This is a genomic window from Enterovirga aerilata (assembly GCF_013044135.1).
GTDB lineage: Bacteria > Pseudomonadota > Alphaproteobacteria > Rhizobiales > Beijerinckiaceae > Enterovirga > Enterovirga aerilata.
In genome coordinates this window covers 113,171-130,824 of sequence record NZ_JABEPP010000002.1, presented here as the reverse complement: position 1 = coordinate 130,824, position 17,654 = coordinate 113,171, and the positions used below count along the sequence as shown (strand labels likewise).

The 17,654-nt window shown below is 70.6% G+C and carries 12 protein-coding genes; 5 read left to right on the top strand and 7 right to left on the bottom strand.

All coding sequences use genetic code 11. The annotated features are described in order from the left end of the window. Positions 1–35 precede the first annotated feature (35 nt). From HJG44_RS05780 to HJG44_RS05770, 3 genes are all read left to right on the top strand, one after another. Positions 36–374, top strand: coding sequence for a P-II family nitrogen regulator (locus HJG44_RS05780; protein WP_171217434.1), 339 nt, complete (start codon positions 36–38; stop codon positions 372–374). A 62-nt stretch (positions 375–436) separates the two neighbouring features. Beyond that, positions 437–1,852 carry a type I glutamate--ammonia ligase gene (gene glnA / locus HJG44_RS05775; RefSeq protein ID WP_171217433.1) on the top strand — a complete coding sequence of 472 codons (1,416 nt, stop codon included), beginning with the start codon at positions 437–439 and terminating at the stop codon, positions 1,850–1,852. A gap of 173 nt (positions 1,853–2,025) precedes the next feature. Further along, complete coding sequence (locus HJG44_RS05770) at positions 2,026–2,649, top strand: hypothetical protein (RefSeq protein ID WP_171217432.1); 624 nt, start codon at positions 2,026–2,028, stop codon at positions 2,647–2,649. Between the two features lie 16 nt (positions 2,650–2,665). Here the strand turns inward: HJG44_RS05770 and HJG44_RS05765 are convergent, their stop codons facing one another. The 3 genes from HJG44_RS05765 to HJG44_RS05755 all read right to left on the bottom strand — a co-directional run bounded on the left by HJG44_RS05765 (position 2,666) and on the right by HJG44_RS05755 (position 4,187). Then, entirely contained in the window at positions 2,666–3,418 is a 753-nt protein-coding gene (locus HJG44_RS05765; RefSeq protein ID WP_171217431.1) for an SDR family oxidoreductase, read from the bottom strand. A 3-nt stretch (positions 3,419–3,421) separates the two neighbouring features. Continuing rightward, positions 3,422–3,742, bottom strand: coding sequence for a 2Fe-2S iron-sulfur cluster-binding protein (locus HJG44_RS05760; protein WP_171217430.1), 321 nt, complete (start codon positions 3,740–3,742; stop codon positions 3,422–3,424). A gap of 91 nt (positions 3,743–3,833) precedes the next feature. Beyond that, on the bottom strand, positions 3,834–4,187 hold the full coding sequence (locus tag HJG44_RS05755; protein WP_171217429.1) for an Hpt domain-containing protein: 354 nt from the start codon (positions 4,185–4,187) through the stop codon (positions 3,834–3,836). 299 nt (positions 4,188–4,486) lie between these two features. On the opposite strand from HJG44_RS05755, the gene HJG44_RS05750 reads away from it, so the two are divergent. After that, positions 4,487–13,150: an apolipoprotein A-IV repeat region-like domain-containing protein gene (locus HJG44_RS05750; RefSeq protein ID WP_171217428.1), complete on the top strand. Its 8,664-nt coding sequence runs from the start codon at positions 4,487–4,489 to the stop codon at positions 13,148–13,150. A gap of 74 nt (positions 13,151–13,224) precedes the next feature. Next, positions 13,225–13,620 carry a VOC family protein gene (locus tag HJG44_RS05745; protein ID WP_171217427.1) on the top strand — a complete coding sequence of 132 codons (396 nt, stop codon included), beginning with the start codon at positions 13,225–13,227 and terminating at the stop codon, positions 13,618–13,620. A gap of 63 nt (positions 13,621–13,683) precedes the next feature. Here the strand turns inward: HJG44_RS05745 and HJG44_RS05740 are convergent, their stop codons facing one another. From HJG44_RS05740 to HJG44_RS05725, 4 genes are read right to left on the bottom strand one after another with little or no spacing between them, the layout of a single operon-like run. After that, entirely contained in the window at positions 13,684–14,352 is a 669-nt protein-coding gene (locus tag HJG44_RS05740; RefSeq protein WP_171217426.1) for an ABC-type transport auxiliary lipoprotein family protein, read from the bottom strand. Positions 14,353–14,369: 17 nt separating this feature from the next. Beyond that, on the bottom strand, positions 14,370–15,692 hold the full coding sequence (locus HJG44_RS05735) for an MlaD family protein (protein ID WP_171217425.1): 1,323 nt from the start codon (positions 15,690–15,692) through the stop codon (positions 14,370–14,372). A 5-nt stretch (positions 15,693–15,697) separates the two neighbouring features. Beyond that, on the bottom strand, positions 15,698–16,498 hold the full coding sequence (locus tag HJG44_RS05730; protein ID WP_171217424.1) for an ABC transporter ATP-binding protein: 801 nt from the start codon (positions 16,496–16,498) through the stop codon (positions 15,698–15,700). A gap of 2 nt (positions 16,499–16,500) precedes the next feature. Then, positions 16,501–17,649 (bottom strand): ABC transporter permease, encoded by a 1,149-nt coding sequence (locus HJG44_RS05725; protein ID WP_171217423.1) that lies wholly within the window; start codon positions 17,647–17,649, stop codon positions 16,501–16,503. Positions 17,650–17,654 lie beyond the last annotated feature (5 nt).

Below are 17,654 nucleotides of genomic sequence, written 5' to 3'. Positions count from 1 at the left end.
AGGAACTGACGCCGCGCACCCGGAACTCCATCTGCATGAAGAAGATCGAAGCCATCATCAAGCCGTTCAAGCTCGACGAGGTGAAGGAGGCGCTTCAGGACGTGGGGCTGCAGGGCATCACGGTCGTCGAGGCCAAGGGCTTCGGGCGTCAGAAGGGGCACACGGAACTCTACCGCGGCGCCGAGTACGTCGTGGACTTCCTGCCCAAGGTGAAGCTCGAGATCGTGCTGGCGGACGAGCAGGTCGACGCCGCGGTCGACGCCATCCGCAAGGCGGCCCAGACCGGCCGCATCGGCGATGGCAAGATTTTTGTATCGAGCGTCGAGGAAGCGATCCGTATCCGAACCGGAGAAACCGGCACCGACGCCATCTAAGCGTCGACGCTCCCCGCCCGGCCGCTGCCGGGTGCATTTTCAGTCAGTATGGAGAGGACCACGTGGCCACGAAGACAGCCAAAGACGTGCTTGCGGCGATAAAGGACAACGACGTCAAGTACGTCGACCTGCGGTTCACCGATCCGCGCGGGAAGTGGCAGCACGTGACCTTCGACGTCTCGCTCGTCGACGAGGACCTGTTCGCCGAGGGCACGATGTTCGACGGCTCCTCGATCGCCGGCTGGAAGGCGATCAACGAGTCGGACATGATCCTCATGCCGGATCCCGAGACGGCGCAGATGGATCCGTTCTTCTCCGCCTCCACGATGTCGATCGTCTGCGACATCCTGGAGCCCTCGACCGGCGAGCCCTATGAGCGCGACCCGCGCGGCATCGCCAAGAAGGCCGAGACCTACATGAAGTCGCTCGGCATCGGCGACACGACCTATTTCGGCCCGGAGGCCGAGTTCTTCATCTTCGACGACGTCAAGTTCATGGCCGACCCGTACAATACGGGCTTCAGGCTGGACGGCTCCGAGCTGCCCATCAACGGCGACACGGATTACGAGGGCGGCAATCTCGGCCACCGCATCCAGACCAAGGCCGGCTACTTCCCGGTCCCGCCGCTCGATTCCGCGCAGGACATGCGCGGCGAGATGCTGGCCGCCATGCAGGCCATGGGCGTGAAGGTCGAGAAGCATCACCACGAGGTCGCCTCCGCCCAGCACGAGCTCGGCATGAAGTTCGACACGCTGGTGCTGATGGCCGACCAGATGCAGATCTATAAGTACTGCATCCACAACGTCGCGCAGAGCTACGGCAAGTCCGCGACCTTCATGCCGAAGCCGGTCTATGGCGACAACGGCTCGGGCATGCACGTCCACCAGTCGATCTGGAAGGACGGCAAGCCGGTCTTCGCGGGCGACAAGTATGCCGACCTGTCGCAGGAATGCCTGTGGTACATCGGCGGCATCATCAAGCACGCCAAGGCGCTGAACGCCTTCACCAACCCGTCGACGAACTCCTACAAGCGGCTCGTCCCCGGCTACGAGGCCCCGGTCCTGCTCGCCTATTCGGCCCGCAACCGCTCGGCCTCCTGCCGTATCCCGTGGACGCATAACCCGAAGGCGAAGCGCGTCGAGGTCCGCTTCCCCGATCCGACCGCGAACCCCTATCTGGCGTTCTCGGCCATGCTGATGGCCGGCCTCGACGGCATCCAGAACAAGATCGATCCCGGTCCGGCGATGGACAAGGACCTCTACGACCTGCCGCCGCGCGAGCTGAAGGAGATCCCGACGGTCTGCGGCTCGCTCCGCGAGGCGCTCGAGAGCCTGGACAAGGACCGTTCGTTCCTGAAGGCCGGCGGCGTGTTCACGGACGCCTTCATCGACAGCTTCATCGAGCTGAAGATGACGGAGGTCGCCCGCTTCGAGATGACCCCGCACCCGGTCGAATTCGTGATGTACTACTCGGTGTGATCCGAGCCAGGGAATGACTGGAGAACCGACGCCGGGGCCTCACCGCCCCGGCGTTTTTCGTGCTGCGCTGAGGTCAGATGATTGGATCGGCTGGAGCTTGCACCGAAACCATGCGAACGATAGGCTGATTACTAGGGCGCAGGCCGATGGCCCCCCCTCTGTGAAGAGAGCCGATGTCGAGTAAGCTTGCCAATGGTCTCCTGGTTGTAACGGGCGCTGTTATCATCTTGGCTTATCTCGGCTCGCAAGCCGATCAGCAGCGCTCGAACGTAGCTGATGGTACGAGGGGTGCCGCGAACCTTGTGTCGTATGATCGGGTCCGCGACCTCATGCCCGACACGGAGAGAGCGCTCATTGCAGCCGTCGAAAGGGGCCGGGCCGCATACATCAGCGGCTCCAACGACATGGCGAAGGGCGCATCAAGGCCGTCTCGGGCACGGGACCTATGCACAATTAGCGGCTTACAGACAGCGACCCGATGGGTGGGTAGAATCAGTGAACTCTCCTCCAACTCAGAAGGCAGAGGTGTGCTCGCCGTCGAGATTGCGAAAGATATCTCTCTGAAGACCTGGAATAACTCGATATCTGATGCCGGTGATCGGACGCTTATCGAACCTGACAGTCTACTCTACGGCAAAGCCGTGGCCCTATCCAAAGGTCAGTACGTTGCCTTCTCTGGTACCTTCCTGCGTTCGGCGACTGACTGCATCAAAGAGAGCAGCTTGACGATTTCGGGTTCGATGACTGATCCAGAGTTCGTCTTCAGATTCACAGACATCGGTCCGATCACCTTCTGAGCTTTCTTCGTGGCGATCACCGCCCCCCGGTGACCCTGAGATTCGCGCCCGTCGTATAGGACGCTCCGTCCGACATCAGGAACAGCACGGCCTCGGCGATCTCCTCCGGCTGGCCGATCCGCCCCATCGGGATCAGGGGCGCGATGCGGTCCATGCGGCCGGCATCGCCGGTCGAGCGGGCGTGGATTTCCGTCTCGACGAGGCCGGGAGAGACGGCATTCACCCGCACGCCCTCCTGGGCGAGCTCCTTGGCGAGCCCGATCGTCAGCGCGTCGACCGCGCCCTTCGAGGCGGCGTACCAGACATATTCCCCGGGCGAGCCGAGGGTCGCCGCCACGGAGGAGATGTTCACGATCGAGCCGCCCGGCCCGCCCTGCCCCGTCGCGAGGCGGCGCGCCGCCTCGCGCGCGACGAGGATCGCGCCCGTGACGTTCAGGTCGATGCAGGCCCGGATCACGGCCGTATCCGCAGCCTCGAGCCGGCTCGAGCGGCCCGTGATCCCGGCATTGTTGACGACGTGACGGACGGGCCCGAGCAGACGCTCGGCCTCGTCGAAGACCCGCACGATATCCGCCTCCACGGACATGTCTCCGGCGAGCGTGCAGGCGGCGGCGCCGAGGGCGCGGCACTCCTCCGCCACGGCTTCGGCCGCGCCGCGCTCGGTGCGGAAATTGACCGCGACGTCATAGCCGCGCCCGGCCGCGAGCCGCGCGACCGCGGCGCCGATGCCGCGGCTGCCGCCGGTGATGAGGACGACCTGGCGCGACACGGCTCAGCCCTGCCGCTCGGGCGTGTGGACCACCAGGCCGTCGATCTCCGGCCTGACCTTGATCTGGCACGAGAGCCGCGAATTGGAGCGCAGGTCGGAGGCGAAATCGAGCATGTCGGCCTCCATGGGCTGCGGCTCCCCGACGATCTCCATCCAGGGCTCCTCGACATAGACGTGGCAGGTCGCGCAGGCGCAGGCGCCGCCGCATTCCGCCTCGATGCCGGGCACGTTGTTCTTCACCGCCGCCTCCATCACCGTCCAGCCGACGGGCGCGTCCACGCTGCGGGACGTCCCCGCGACATCGATGAAGGTGATCTTCGGCATGGGGTCTCCGGACGGAGCGGCGCGACCGGCCGCAGCACCGTCTTACGCATCGGGAGCGGGCCTGAGAACCCGTCCTGCCGCATGCGGGGGCCTATCCGGCGCGCCGCCACGAGGCGATCGCGCGGCAGGTCTCCTCGAGCGCCCTGTCGAGGGCGGCGAGAAGATCGGCGACCTCTGAAGAGGAGCCTTGGCCGAGCTTCGCTTCGAGCTCCCCCGCGATCCGCATCACGGCCGTGGCCCCGACCGCGGCGGCGCCGCCCTTGAGGGTGTGGGCTGCGCGCGAGCGTTCCTGCGCGTCCCCGGCGCCGGCGATCACCGGCCGGAGCCGCAGCGCCTGCAGCTCGAACAGCTCGAACAGGTCGGCTTCCAGCTCCCGGTCGCCGAGGGTCTGCCGCGCGAGGAGCGCGAGATCGAGGACCTCCGAGCCGGGCTGATCTTGTCCCATCCACGCAATCCCCAGGAGATTCGCGGGCGGCCATCGACGCCCGGTTCCGCCCGCCCGCCGGACCGTCCCTCTAGGCGCGCTCAGCAGACAGGCCGCATCGCGCCGACATCGTCACCAAGTCGTTAACGACGTTCCGACGAGGAGGCCGCGCGCGGGTTCCCATGAGCCGGGGCCAATCCTACACTGGCCATGGTAAACGCGGGTTAACCTCTTTTCGCTGCGGCTCCGGATCCAGCCGCGCGAGCGGAGGCGCAGGAGGCATGCGCGCCCGCGCGTTGCGTTATGAGGCGGCACGGCACATGGCCACAGAACCCAAGCTCGCGAATCCGACACAGGCGGCGATGTCGGCCGTAGAGCAGGCCCTTTCGGAGCATCTGGCCGAGGCGACGGCAGGGACGCGCGCCGGGCCGCAGGGCGGAAGCGCCCCGTCGGCGGGCGATGCGGCCGCCCCGCGGCCGCGACCGGCGAGCGAGGCCGGGCAGGTGGTCTCTCCCGATCGCGAGAAGGTCGCGAACGACGACCGCGAGGAGGTCGGCCTCTTCCTTCAGGCGCTCAAGGTCCGCCCGTCCCGCTCCGCCTACGTGGTCGCGCTTCTTGCGAGCCTCGGCTGGCTCGGCGGCCTCGCCTTCCTCGTCATGGTGCAGGCCGGCGCCCCCGTAGCCGAGTATCTGGCCGGGCTCGCTCCCCTGCAGCAGGCGACGCTGGCCGCGCTCGCGGTCGCGCCCGTCGTTCTCTTCTTCGTGGCCGCGATGCTGGCCGTCCGCTCGGCCGAGATGAAGCTCGTCGCGCGCGCGGTCGGCGAGGTCGCGGTGCGGCTGGCGCAGCCGGAGCATTTCGCGACCGATGCGGTGATGAACGTCTCGCGCGCCGTGCGCCGCGAGGTGGCCGCCGTCGGCGACGGGCTCGAGCGTGCGCTCGCGCGCGCCGGCGAGCTCGAGACCATCGTGCGCAGCGAGATCGCAACCCTCGAGCGCGCCTATTCCGACAACGAGATCCGCATCCGGTCCCTCGTCGAGGAGCTGGTCAGCCAGCGCGAGGCGGTCATCGGCAATGCCGACCGGATCCGGGCCGCGATCTCCGGCTCGCACGAGCATGTGGCGAGCGAGCTCGCCGGCGCGTCCGAGCGGATGGTCCAGGCCCTGGAGACCGTCGGCGACCGTATCGCCGGCTCGCTCGACAAGCGCAGCGAGGATCTCACGCGCGCCCTCGCCCAGGCGGGCGAGCGGCTCGTCGCCGAGCTGGGGCTGCGGGGAACGGAGCTCGTGGAGCGCCTCGCCGCCACCACGGACGACGTGAAGGTCGGCGTCGCGGCCGTCGGCGACGAGGTCACGGCGTCGCTGGAGCGCAAGGCGCAGGACGTCACGACGGCGCTGGAGCGCACGGGCGACATCCTCACGCGCAGCCTCCAGGACGGCGCGACCCACGTCACCCGCACGCTGGCCCAGACCGGCTCGGAGGTCATCGGTTCGCTCGCCGCCCAGGGCAGCGACGTCCGCGCCTCGCTCGAGCAGACGGTCGAGGCGCTGGCGACCAGCTTCGTCGCGCGCGGGGCCGAGCTGAACGAGAAGCTCGCCGCGGCCGGCGAGACGATCGTCAGCTCCATCGCCTCCCAGACGGGCGAGCTGCGCCGCGGGCTGGAGATCGCCGGGTCCGGGATCGCCGAAGAGATCGCGAACCGCGGCAACGCGGTGCGCGAGTCGATCGAGACGACCGGCGCGAGCCTCGTCGAGAGCATCACGACCCGCGGCGCCGAGCTGCGCAACGAGTTCTCGGCGACCGGGACCGGGCTCGTCTCGGAGATCATCCTGCGCGGCACCGAGGCGCGCGACGGCATCGCGACCGCGACCCGCGCCGTGCTGGAGGAGCTGACCGCGCGGACCGGCGAGTTCCGCGAGCATATGGACGGGGCGGGCTGGACCATCGTCGAGCGCATTTCGGGCGAGGGCCGGAAGGCGCGCGAGGACATCGAATCCGCGACCGCCGAGATCCTCGACGCCATCGTCGAGCGCGGCGGCCGGCTGCGCGAGGAGCTCGCGGCGACCGGCACGGGCCTCGTCGGCGAGATCGTGCTTCGCGGCGGCGAGGCCCGTCAGGAGATCGAGCGCACCGGCCTCGGCCTCGTGGAGGCGATCTCCGCCCGCGCCACCGAGCTGCGCGACGGCGTCGCGATCTCCGGGACCGCGCTCGTCGAGGAGATCGCGCGCCAGGGCACGACGGCGCGGGAGAGCTTCGCGGGCGTCGGGGCCGGGCTCGTCGAGGAGCTGCGCCAGCGCAGCGAGGAGGCCGCCCGCGCGGTCGACGAGGCGGGCCGCACGGTCAGCGAGATGATCGTGACCCAGAGCCTGGACGTGCGTGACCAGATCGGGACGGCAGGAGCCTCGGTCGTGGACGAGCTGCGGGCACGCGCGACGGAGGTCGGCAGCGAGATCCGCAGCTCCGGCTCGCGCGTCGTGGACGACATCGTCGCGCGGACGGAGGAAGCGCAGACCCGTCTCAGCGCAGCCGGTGCCGAGCTCGCAGGTGCCTTCGCGCGCGCCGGCGACGAGCTGCGCGACCGCCTGGAAGGGGTAGTGCAGGCCGGCACGGCGAACCTCGCCGAACGTGCGGACACCCTGGCGGAGCGGCTGGAGGCCGCGGGGCGCCAGATCGACGAGACGGTCCGCATCAAGGGCACGGCGCTGCAGGACAATCTTGCCGGCTTCGAGGAGCGGCTCGGCCACGCTTTCGAGAGCCAGGCGCGCGAGGCCGCCGGAACGCTGGAAGCCGTCATCGACCGCGTCTCGGGCGAGCTTTCGGCCCGCCTGGGGGCGGTCGGGTCCTCCTTCGAGGAACGCGGGCGCGAGATCGCGGAGGCGCTGGCGCGCCAGACCTCGCAGTCGAACGAGTCGCTTGCCGGCACGGGCAAGGACGTGGTCCTCGCCATCGCGTCGCAGAGCGCGCGGATCATCGAGGTTCTCGCCAAGACCGGGAAATCCCTGGCCGAGACGGCCGAGAGCGGCGGCCGCGAGATCGACGCCGCGCTCGGCGCGCGGCTCCAGGCCCTGGAGGAGACGATCGTTGGCCGCGGCGGCAGCCTCGTCGACCGGCTGTCGCAGGAGGTCGGGACCTTCGCTCAGACCGTGACCGGGCGGCTGGAGGAGCTGCACGCGCTGGTCGCCGTCGAGGCTGCGGGCGTCGCGGCCACGATGGGCGACCGCGCCCGCGAGACCCGGGAGGCTCTGGACCAGGGCCTGTCGCTGCTCGACACGCGCGCGACCGAGCGCACGGCGGATATCCGGCGCGCCTTCACCGGGATCACCGAGGCGCTCGACGGCGGCACCGCCGCCCTCGCCCGCACCCTCTCCGAGCGCGGCCGCGAGCTCGAGCAGGCGCTCACCGCGCAGGTCGACGAGATCGGCCGCGGTGCGCTCATCCGCACGACCGAGGCCGCCGACCTCCTGTCCGCCCGCACGGCCGAGCTCGACCGCGTGCTCGGCGACCGGACCAGCCAGATGAGCGATGCGCTGGAGCGCGGGGTCGAGACGCTGCAGACCCGCGTCGTCGAACGGCTCGGGGCCCTGGCCCTGCAGCTCGACGAGCACACCCGCGCGATCGACCGGCGGCTCGGGGACGGCGCGGACGGGCTCGTCGGCACGCTCGAGACCCGCAGCAAGGCGATCGAGCAGGCGCTTGCCCAGCATGCCGAGACGCTCGTGCGCGTCGTGGACGAGAAGAGCCGCGAGGTGGGGGCGACCATCGCATCGACCTCGCAGGACTTCGCCCGCATCGCCGAGGAGCGCGGCAGGGCGGTGGTCGACCTCGTCGACCAGCGGGCCGCCGCCTTCACGGGCGAGATCGAGGAGAAGGGACGCGCGATCTTCGGCACGCTCGGCGGGCGCATGACCGAATTCGCCGTGCTCTTCGACCGTGGCGCAGCCTCCATCGCGGAGCTTCTGGAGAAGCGCGGCCAGTCGATCGTGGGGGCGCTCGGCGCCCGCGTGCAGGAGCTTTCGGGCCTTCTCGACTCCGGCACCGGCTCGCTCGTCGGCACCTTCGACGGCAAGGTCGAGGCGTTCACGCGGGCGGTGGACGAGCAGACGGCGCGGCTCAGCACCCTGCTCGACGAGCGCCGCTCCCATCTCGCCGACGAGGTCGCCCGGACCGGGCAGTCGCTCCTCGGCACCCTCGGCAACCAGATCGCCGAATTCGACCGGCTGGTCGAGCGCCGCGGCTCGGCCCTCACGGACGCCATCGACGCGCGCCGGGCGCAGCTCGTCGAGGGCCTGGAGACGACGGGCCATGCGGTCCTGGAGCGCCTGGACGGTTCGGTCGCCGGCGCGCGGACCCTGCTGGAGACCGGGACGAGCACGCTGGGCGACCTTCTGCGCGACCGCGGCGCCGAGCTCGTCGGGCGGCTCGACGCGACCGGTCGGGCCGTCTCCGGCACGCTCACCGTCCGCATGGACGAGATCACGGCCGCGCTCGACACCCGCACCGGCGCGCTCGCGACCATGCTTCAGGAGAAGAGCAACCGGCTCGCGGACGTGGTCGACCGGTCGGGACAGATCGTCGTCACGACGCTCGGCATGCGGCTCGCCGAGGCGACCAAGCTCATCGACGACAGGACCACGGCGCTGGGCGGGCTCGTCTTCGAGCGCGGCGCCCGGCTGGCGGCCGATTTCGAGGCCCGCGGCCAGGGCGTGATCGGAACGCTGGGGAACCAGCTCACCGAGCTCGAGCGGCTGTTCGACGACCGCTCCAAGGCCTTCGCCGATCTTCTGCAGAACCGCGGCTCCGAGATCGCCGACGGCATCGACCGCACCGGCCAGACGGTCGCGGCCTCGCTGTCGAACCAGATGGCGGCCTTCGCCGACGTCCTCGACAGCCGCACGGCGACGCTCTCGGCGATCGTCGGCGATCGCGGGACCGGGCTCGCCGACCTCATCCACGAGAAGGGCCAGGCGGTCATCGGCACGCTCGGCAACCAGGTCGAGGAGGTCGCGCGCACGCTCGATGCCCGCACGGCCACCCTGTCGACCCTGCTCGAGCGGCGCTCGAACGACCTCGTCTCGGCGGTGGACCGCTCGGGGACCGCCGCGGCGGCCCGCATCGGCGAGCACGTGTCGAACTTCCAGGATGTGCTGGACAACCGGACCGAGACCCTCGCCGGGCTGATCGACGAGCGCAGCTCCCGGCTCGCCGACATCCTGGCGAACCGCGGCGACGCCATCGTGGTCTCGCTCGAGAGCCGCGTGAATGCCGTCACGGACAAGCTCGACGAGCGCTCGGCCGCCCTTTCCAACCTCATCGAGGTCAGGGGCAATGCGCTCGCCGACGCGATCGAGACCAAGGGCCAGGGCGTCATCGGCAGGCTCGGCGAGCAGGTCGACGTCGCGACCGGGCTCCTCGATTCCCGTCTCGGCGCGATCGGCCGCATCCTCGACCAGCGCGGGACGGGGCTCGCGGAGATCGTGGCCAAGCAGGGCCAGGGGATCGCGGCCACGATCGGCGGCCAGATGGCCGAGATCACGCGGCTCTTCGACGGCGGCGCCCGCTCGTTCGGCGAACTCCTGGAACAGCGCGGCGGCGAGCTCGTCGGCCGGATCGAGGCGCAGGGCGCCTTCATCACCGGAGCCGTCGAGGGCCGGATGGCGGAGTTCAGCCGCCTGCTCTCGGAGGGCGGCGCCAACCTCCTGGACGGGCTCGGCCAGCACGGCCAGGCCGTCGCCACGACCATGGCCGAGCAGCTCAAGGAGACGGCCCGGCTGTTCGACAGCGGGTCGGCGGCCTTCACCCGGCTCCTCGACGAGCGCGGCACGGGTCTCGTCGAGCGCCTCGGCCGCGAGGGCGAGACCATCACGGCCACCCTCGACGGGCGCATCGCGACCGTCACGGACGCGCTGCGCGGCGGCACGGATGCGCTGGCCCGCCTCCTTGAGGAGCGCGGCAGCGGCCTCGTCGAGCGGCTCGGCCGCGAGGGCGAGACCATCACGGCCACCCTCGACACCCGCATCGCGGCCGTCACCGAGGCTCTGCGCGGCGGCACGGATGGCTTCTCGCGCCTTCTGGACGAGCGCGGAATCGGCCTCGTCCGACAGCTCGAGGAGCGCGGCCGGAGCGTGACGGTCACCCTCGACGAGACCACGGATCGCCTCGCGAACCTCTTCCAGACCCGGACGGAGGCGTTCAGCGAGATGGTCGAGACCCGCGGCGGCGAGCTCGCGGACCTGGTGGAAGCGCGGGCACAGGGCGTCGTCGGCACGCTCGGCAACCAGATGGCGGAGATCAGCGCCGCGTTCCAGCGCCACTCGGGCGAGTTCGGCGAGCTGGTGCAGCGCTCGGGCGCGACGCTGGTGACCGAGCTCGACGAGCGCGGCGCGGCACTGGTCGCCCGCGTGGGCGAGAAGATGGACGGCGTCGCCCGCATCTTCGACGAGCGCACCTCGTCCTTCACCGACCTCCTCGACAAGCGGAGCGCCACGCTCTCCGCCATCCTGGAGCGCCGGAGCGACTCGATCGCGGTCAATCTCGGCAAGCAGATGTCCGAGATCTCGACCCTGTTCGACGGGCGCACGAGCGAGCTCGCCTCCATGCTGGAGACGCGCTCGGCCGCCGTCGCGGAGATGCTCGACAGCCGCGGCGCGAGCGTCGCCGAGACGCTCGAGCGTCACGGCCGCGCCGTCGCGGACGTGCTCACGATCCGCAGCCAGGCCGCGACCAGCCTCCTCGATGCGAGCGGGGCGCGTATCGCTTCCGCCCTCGAGACGGGCAGTACGAAGGCCGCCGAAACGGTCGAGAGCCGTGTGACCGAGCTGACCCGGCTCCTCGACGAGAGCACGGCCGCCCTGCGCGAGCTGATGGACGGGCGCGGCACCGAGCTCGCCCAGACGATCGAGCAGCGCGGCCGGGCAGCGGCGGACGCCATCAACCAGCGCACGCAGGAGTTCCACATCGTGCTCGACGGCCGCACGGCCGCTCTGCGCGACCTCGTCAGCTCCCGCGGGACGGAGCTTGCGGAGACGATCGAGGCCCGCTCCCAGGAGGTCGCCGACACGCTCGCCCGGCGCACGGACGAGCTCGAGGCGGCGTTGGCGACCGGCGCGGCGACGCTGCGCGAACTCCTCGAGACGCGCGGCGCCGAGCTCACGGCCGCCATCGACAGCGGCGGCCGCGCCGCGGCGGGCGCGCTCCAGGCGCGCATCGGCGAGGTCTCCACCCTCTTCGGCGAGGGCGGCCGCACCGTGGTCGAGGCGATCGGCTCGCGCGGCGACGAGATCGCCGCCGAGATCAGCGGCACGGTCGACAAGGTCGTCCGGGTGCTCAACGACCGCGGCGAGGCGATCCTGGCGGCGCTTCGCCAGCGGCTCGTCGAGATGACGACGCTCTACACCAACTCGGTGGAAGCGCTTCGCAGCGCCGTGGACGACGGCGCCTCGCAGGCCGTCGTCAGCCTCTCCTCGACGCAGGAGAGCCTGCGCTCGGAGTTCAGCGCGATCCTCGAGCGGCTACAGGAAGCCAACCAGCTCCTGCAGCAGGTCTCGGGCGAGGCGAACGGCAACCTCGCCGCGATCGAGGACGGGCTCGCGCAGCGGATCGAGCAGCTCCGCGGCGTCCTGTCGGAGATGACGGCGGAGACGGCGCGCGCCTCCACGGAGCTGACGGAGCAGGTGGACGGGCTGAAGGCCGTCTCGACGAGCGCACTGGGCGATGTCGCCTCGCTCGTCGAAGCGCTCGACGAGCGAGGCCGCAACCTGACGAGCGGGACGCGCTCGCATCTGGCCGCCCTGTCCGAGGCGACCGCCGAGTTCGGCCGCGCCGAAGAGCTGATGAGCCGTGCGCTGAGCGAGCGCAAGGCGACGCTGGAGACGCTGATCGGCCGGATCGAGCAGAGCTCGACCGGGCTCGCCCAGGCCAACGGCGCGATCTCGGAAGGCATGGAACGCGCGCTGCGGCTCGCCGAGACGCGCGCCCGCGAGATCGGCTCCGCTCTGGCCTCGACGGCGGAAGAAGCGTCCCGCGTCATCGCCGAGCACCTTGAACGGGTGCGCGCCGAGGCGCAGGTGGAGACCCGCAGCACGGCCGAGCAGCTTCGCGCCGCGGCCGGCGAAGTCTCGGCCGAGCTGAAGGACCGGCTCAACGACGCGCTGTCGAAGTTCCGCGCGGCGGCCGGTGAGCTGCGCGGCGTCTCGCAGGCGATCCAGACGGAGCTCGAGCGCACGCGCGAGGACCTCGCCCGGGGTGTGATGGGGCTGCCCGGCGAGACCCAGGCCACCATGGCCGAGATGCGCCGCGTCGTCCTCGACCAGATCAAGGCGTTGAACGAGCTCTCGACGATCGTCGCTCGCTCGCATCGCGCCGTCGACGTCGCGCCCGCGGTCGAGCCTGCCGCCCGTGCGCCGGAACGGCCCGCTTCGTCCTTCCAGCCCCGGACGAGCGCCGCGCCGGAACAGCGGACCACCGCAGCGCCGGAACCGCCGCCCGTCGAGCCGCCGCCCGCCCCGCGCCGACCCGAGCCGGCCGAGCCGCAGCGCCCCGCCCGGCCTGAGCCTGCACCCGAGCCGCGTGCCGTCTCGCCACGCCGGGAGGAGCCGGCGCAGCCTGCACGCAGGCCGGCCGCCCCGAAGGCCGAGAGCGAGCGGGAGGATGTCGGCGCGCTGAGCTCGATCTCGGCCGACATCACCGGCATGATCGAGGGCGAGCAGGCCTACCGGCTGTGGTCGCGCCACCGGGCCGGCGAGGCGGGCGTCTTCTCCCGTGAGCTCTATGCCGAGGCGGATCGCGAGACCTTCGACGAGATCCGGCGCAAGCACGAGACCGAGCCGGGCTTCCGGCGTACGGTCGAACGCTATGTCGGCGAGTTCGAGCGGCTGCTCAACAGCCTGCCCGAGGGCGAGGCCGGCGACCGGATGCGCCAGACCTACCTGTCCTCCGAGACAGGCAAGGTGTTCCTGATCCTGGCGCATGCGAGCGGCCGGTTCGGCTGAGCCGGGTTTTGGGCGGGGCGCGATCGTCCCGCCCGAAGCTCGAGGGCGTGGGGCGCCGAGGCGGAGGAGCGGACGTGGACCAGACCGTTGCGCCCTTCCTGATGTTCGAAGGTGCCGCCGAGGAGGCGGTCGCCTTCTACGTCTCCGTGATCCCGGGCAGCCGCATCGTCGAGCTTCGCAGGCACGGGCCCGAAGGACCCGGCCCGAACGGGACGGTGATGCTCGGCCGCGCCCTGCTCGGCGGGATGGAGGTGCTCTTCAGCGACAGCTACGTGAAGCACGCCTTCACGTTCACGCCGTCGCTCTCGCTCTTCGTGACCTGCCGGTCGGAGGCCGAGATCGAGCGGGTGGCGGCTTCGCTCGGCGACGCCGGCAAGGTCCTGATGCCGCTCGGGGAATACGGCTTCAGCCGCAAATTCGCCTGGGTGAGCGACCGCTTCGGCGTCTCCTGGCAGATCAACCTGCCCTGAAGCCCGGAGCGGTCGCGCGATCGATCGCGCGCCGGATCCGCGGCCGCCCCTGCCCTGGGCTCGTCAGAGCGACCCGACCCTGAGGCTCGGGTCCTGCGGCAGGCTCTGCGGGCCGGAGGCCAGCCAGCGGGCGATGCTGGCGAAGACGGTGCCGGCGGATCTGTCGAGCGCCGGCGCCACCTCCGCGACATTGGCGGAGCCGACGGGCGTGCGGGCCGTGAACACGCGGCCGTTCAGCACCCGGCCCGACCTGATATCGACGAGCTTCGCCGAGATCTCGACCACGGCCTCGCCGGTGCGGGCGTCGAAGTTGAAGGCGCGGATCTCGGTGTTGAGCTGGTTGTCGCCCGTGATCCCGTCGCCCGGGCGGCCGACCGCCCGGGTGCGCGACGCGCCTTCCAGCGTCTCGATGAGGCGCGATTGCACCAGGCGCGGCAGCCGGTCGGCCCATTGCCCGCCCCCGAGCAGCGAGACGGTGCCGGCCTGGTCCTTGGCGACGATGCGCTCGGCCTCGAAGGCCTGCACGGTCGTGGGCTCGGCCACGATCAGCTGGCCGGCGATTCGGCCGCTGCGTGCCGCGCCGCGCGCTGCGCTGAGGTCGAAGGCCGTGGAGGGCGCCGAGCCGCAGGCGGCCAGCCCCAGCATAAGGGCGCCGGCCGCGGCGCGCGCGGCAGACAGGCCCGCAGACGCGAGCCCGGGCCGGTGGCCCGGGATGGTTGGCTGATCGGGCATGTCGGTCAGGTACGCTTTTACCGGCCGTATTCGGGGAGGGATGGACGCCCGCCGAAAATGATCGATTGCGGATTGCGTTCCAAGTTCTGCGCCGCCCGCCCGACCGTATTTAGCGTCCGGCGTGCGTCGACGGCCACACCTTCGACCTGCCGCGTGCCCGATCCCGTGAAGCGGGTGACGCCCTGCGCGATCTCGGTCGCGCGCCGGCTGAGATTGTCGGAGGCGGCGCCGAACTTCTCGGCCGCCTCGCGGATCGTCGCGAAGGTGCTCTTGCCCTCCTCGCCCGCGGCCGAGCCGAGGAAGTTCTCGGCCGCCTTCAGCACCCCGTCGATCCGGCTCGACGCGGCGTCGAGCTTGGCGGTGAGCGAGTTCGCGTTGCGGATCGTGTTCTCGACGTCCCGGGCCGAGTTGCCGAGCGCGGTGGCGAAGCGGCTCGCGCCCTCCACGATGCCGTTCAGCTTCACCGGGTCCACGGCCGCCATCACGCGTCCGGCATCCGTGATCGTCTGCTGCAGGTGCGGCACCGCATCCGCGAGGCCGCGGACGAGAGTGGAGGCGTCCTGCATGACGTTGGCGATCCTCTGGCGGTTCTCCCCGACCGTCTGCAGCACGCCGTCGACGTTCTCGACGATGCGGGCGACGCGCTGGCGGTCGACGGAGCGGATGAGCGCGGTCGTCTCGTCCGTCAGCGTCTCGAGCTTGCCGGCGACGGGACCGATGCGCTCCGCGGCCTGGCCGATGGAGGCGAGCGCCCGCTCGATCTGCGGCGCGTTCGCGCTCAGCGCGCTCGAGAAGGTCTCGACGTTCTGGACCGTGCGGGTGATGCTGTCGCGGTTGGCGGCGACGATGGAATTCAGGTTCTCGATCAGGACGTTGGCCCGCTCGGCCGTACCCTTGGCGGTCTCGATGATGGAGCCGAGCCCGCCGCGCTCGGCCACGATGGTGGCGATGTCCTCACCCGGCCGCTTCTGGATCGGGCCCGCCTCCGGGCTGCCGCCCGTGAGCGCCACGACGGCGGTGCCGGAGAGGAGCGCGACGTCGAGATTCGCCCTGGTATCCGCCTTGATGGGGGTGTCGGGCTGGACCTCGATGCGGGCGAATGCCTGCTGCGGCTTGTCCGCCTCGAAATAGACGTCCGTCACGTCTCCGACCCGGATGCCGTTGAAGAGCACGGGGGCGCCCTTCGACAGCCCGGCGACGGAGCCGGAGAACTCCACCTTGTAGGGCGTGCGGCGGGCGCCGGTATCCGACCCGGAGAACCAGTAGACGAAGCCGAAGCCGGCGATGATCACCGCGAGCGTGAAGACGCCGATGATCGCGTAGTTGGCGCGGGTTTCCATGTGTCTCACTGTCCTGCGGCAGCGCGGGCGCGCTTGCCGTGGAAATAGGCCCGAACCCAGGGATGGTCGGAGGCCAGCATATCCTCGATCGGCCCGGCCGCGATGATTTTCCCCTCGCCGAGCGCCGCGATGCGGTCGCAGACGGTGTAGAGGCTGTCGAGATCGTGGGTGACCATGAAGACGGTCAGGCCGAGGGTCCGCTGCAAGGTCGCGATCAGGTCGTCGAACTCCCCGGCCCCGATCGGGTCGAGCCCCGAGGTCGGCTCGTCCAGGAACAGGATCTCGGGGTCGAGCGCGAGAGCGCGGGCCAGGGACGCACGCTTGATCATACCCCCGGAGAGCTCGGACGGAAGCTTGTCGGCCGCGTCCGGCTTCAGACCGACCATCTCGATCTTGAGCATGGCGAGTTCGTCGAGCAGCCTCTCGGACAGCTTGAGGTGCTCGCGCATCGGCACCTGCACGTTCTGCCGGACGGTGAGGGACGAGAAGAGCGCGCCCTGCTGGAAGAGCACGCCCCAGCGCCGCTCGATGGCGCGCCGGGAGGCGATGGACATCGCGTCAAGGTCCTCCCCGAACACCTCGATGCGGCCGGCGCGCTTCGGGATGAGGCCGAGGATCGTGCGGGTGAGCACCGACTTGCCCTGTCCGGACGGGCCCACGAAACCGAGGATCTCGCCGCGATAGACGTCGAGATCGAGCCCGTTCAGGACCAGCCGCTCGCCGAACCCGACATCGAGCCCGCGCACGCGGATCACCGCCTCGCGGTCGCGCTCGGTCATGGTCCGCTCGGGGAGGGTCTGCAGCATCGCTAGTAGTTTATCGCCGCGAAGAACACGGCGAAGAAGCCGTCCAGGACGATCACCATGAAGATCGCCTTCACCACGGAGGAGGTCACGTGCCGGCCGAGCGACTCGGCCGAGCCCTGCACGGCAATGCCTTCGATCGATGCGATCACGCCGATCACCAAGGCCATGAACGGGGCTTTGATAAGGCCGACCAGGAAGGTGTTGAGGCCGATCGTCGCCTTGAGCCGCGCCAGGAACGCATCGGGCGGGATGTCGCCGTAGATCCAGGCGACGAGCCCCCCGCCGACCAGCGCCGCGATGGAGGACAGGAAGGTGAGGAGCGGCAGGCCGATCACCAGCGCCAGCACCCGCGGGACGATCAGCACCTCGATCGGGTCGAGCCCCATGACCCGGAGCGCATCGATCTCCTCGCGCATCTTCATGGAGCCGATCTCGGCCGTGAAGGCCGATCCCGAGCGGCCGGCCACCATGATGGAGGTGAGGAGCACCCCGAGCTCGCGCAGGATCAGGATGCCGACGAGGTTCACGACGAAGGTCTGCGCGCCGAAGCGCTGCAGCTGGAAGATGCCCTGCTGGGCCACGATGCAGCCGACCAGGAACGAGATCAGCACGATGATCGGCACGCCGCGGAAGGCGATCTGCTCGAGCTGGTTGGTGAGCGACGGCAGCCTGAAGCGGCTCGGGACCAGGAGGACGCGGATCAGCGCCGTCACGATCTCGCCGAGGAGGCTGATGCCCTGCACGAAGTCGCGGCCGGCGCGGACGATCGCCTCGCCGACATCGGCGAAGACGTCGACGAGGGTGGTGGCGCGCTTCTCGGTGCGCGGCTGGAAGCCCCGGTAGGCGACCTCGTTCAGGAGGATGTGGTGCTCGGGCCGGGCGCCGACGAAATCCACCGCGATGCCGCGGCCGCCGAGATCGTGGCGTGTGCGGTCGAGCACCCAGGCGCCGAGGGTGTCGAGCCGCTCGATGCGGGACAGGTCGAGGAGGGCGCGCCCTTCGCCCTCTGCCGCGGCGACGAGCTCGTTGATCTCGTGCTCGACCCGCTCGGCATGCTCGACGGTCCAATTCCCGGAAAGCTCTGCCCGAAGCTCTCCGCCGGACCCGTCGAACTCCGCCCGCGGCTCGTTCGCTGCCGTCTCCTGCCGCAACGCGG

Bases quoted from the DNA above. Each gene is read 5' to 3' on its own strand.
- HJG44_RS05755 (WP_171217429.1), bottom strand. From the start codon at position 4,187: ATGGGACAAGATCAGCCCGGCTCGGAGGTCCTCGATCTCGCGCTCCTC.
- HJG44_RS05750 (WP_171217428.1), top strand. From the start codon at position 4,487: ATGGCCACAGAACCCAAGCTCGCGAATCCGACACAGGCGGCGATGTCG.
- HJG44_RS05735 (WP_171217425.1), bottom strand. From the start codon at position 15,692: ATGGAAACCCGCGCCAACTACGCGATCATCGGCGTCTTCACGCTCGCG.
- HJG44_RS05780 (WP_171217434.1), top strand. From the start codon at position 36: ATGAAGAAGATCGAAGCCATCATCAAGCCGTTCAAGCTCGACGAGGTG.
- HJG44_RS05730 (WP_171217424.1), bottom strand. From the start codon at position 16,498: ATGCTGCAGACCCTCCCCGAGCGGACCATGACCGAGCGCGACCGCGAG.
- HJG44_RS05770 (WP_171217432.1), top strand. From the start codon at position 2,026: ATGTCGAGTAAGCTTGCCAATGGTCTCCTGGTTGTAACGGGCGCTGTT.
- HJG44_RS05740 (WP_171217426.1), bottom strand. From the start codon at position 14,352: ATGCCCGATCAGCCAACCATCCCGGGCCACCGGCCCGGGCTCGCGTCT.
- HJG44_RS05760 (WP_171217430.1), bottom strand. From the start codon at position 3,742: ATGCCGAAGATCACCTTCATCGATGTCGCGGGGACGTCCCGCAGCGTG.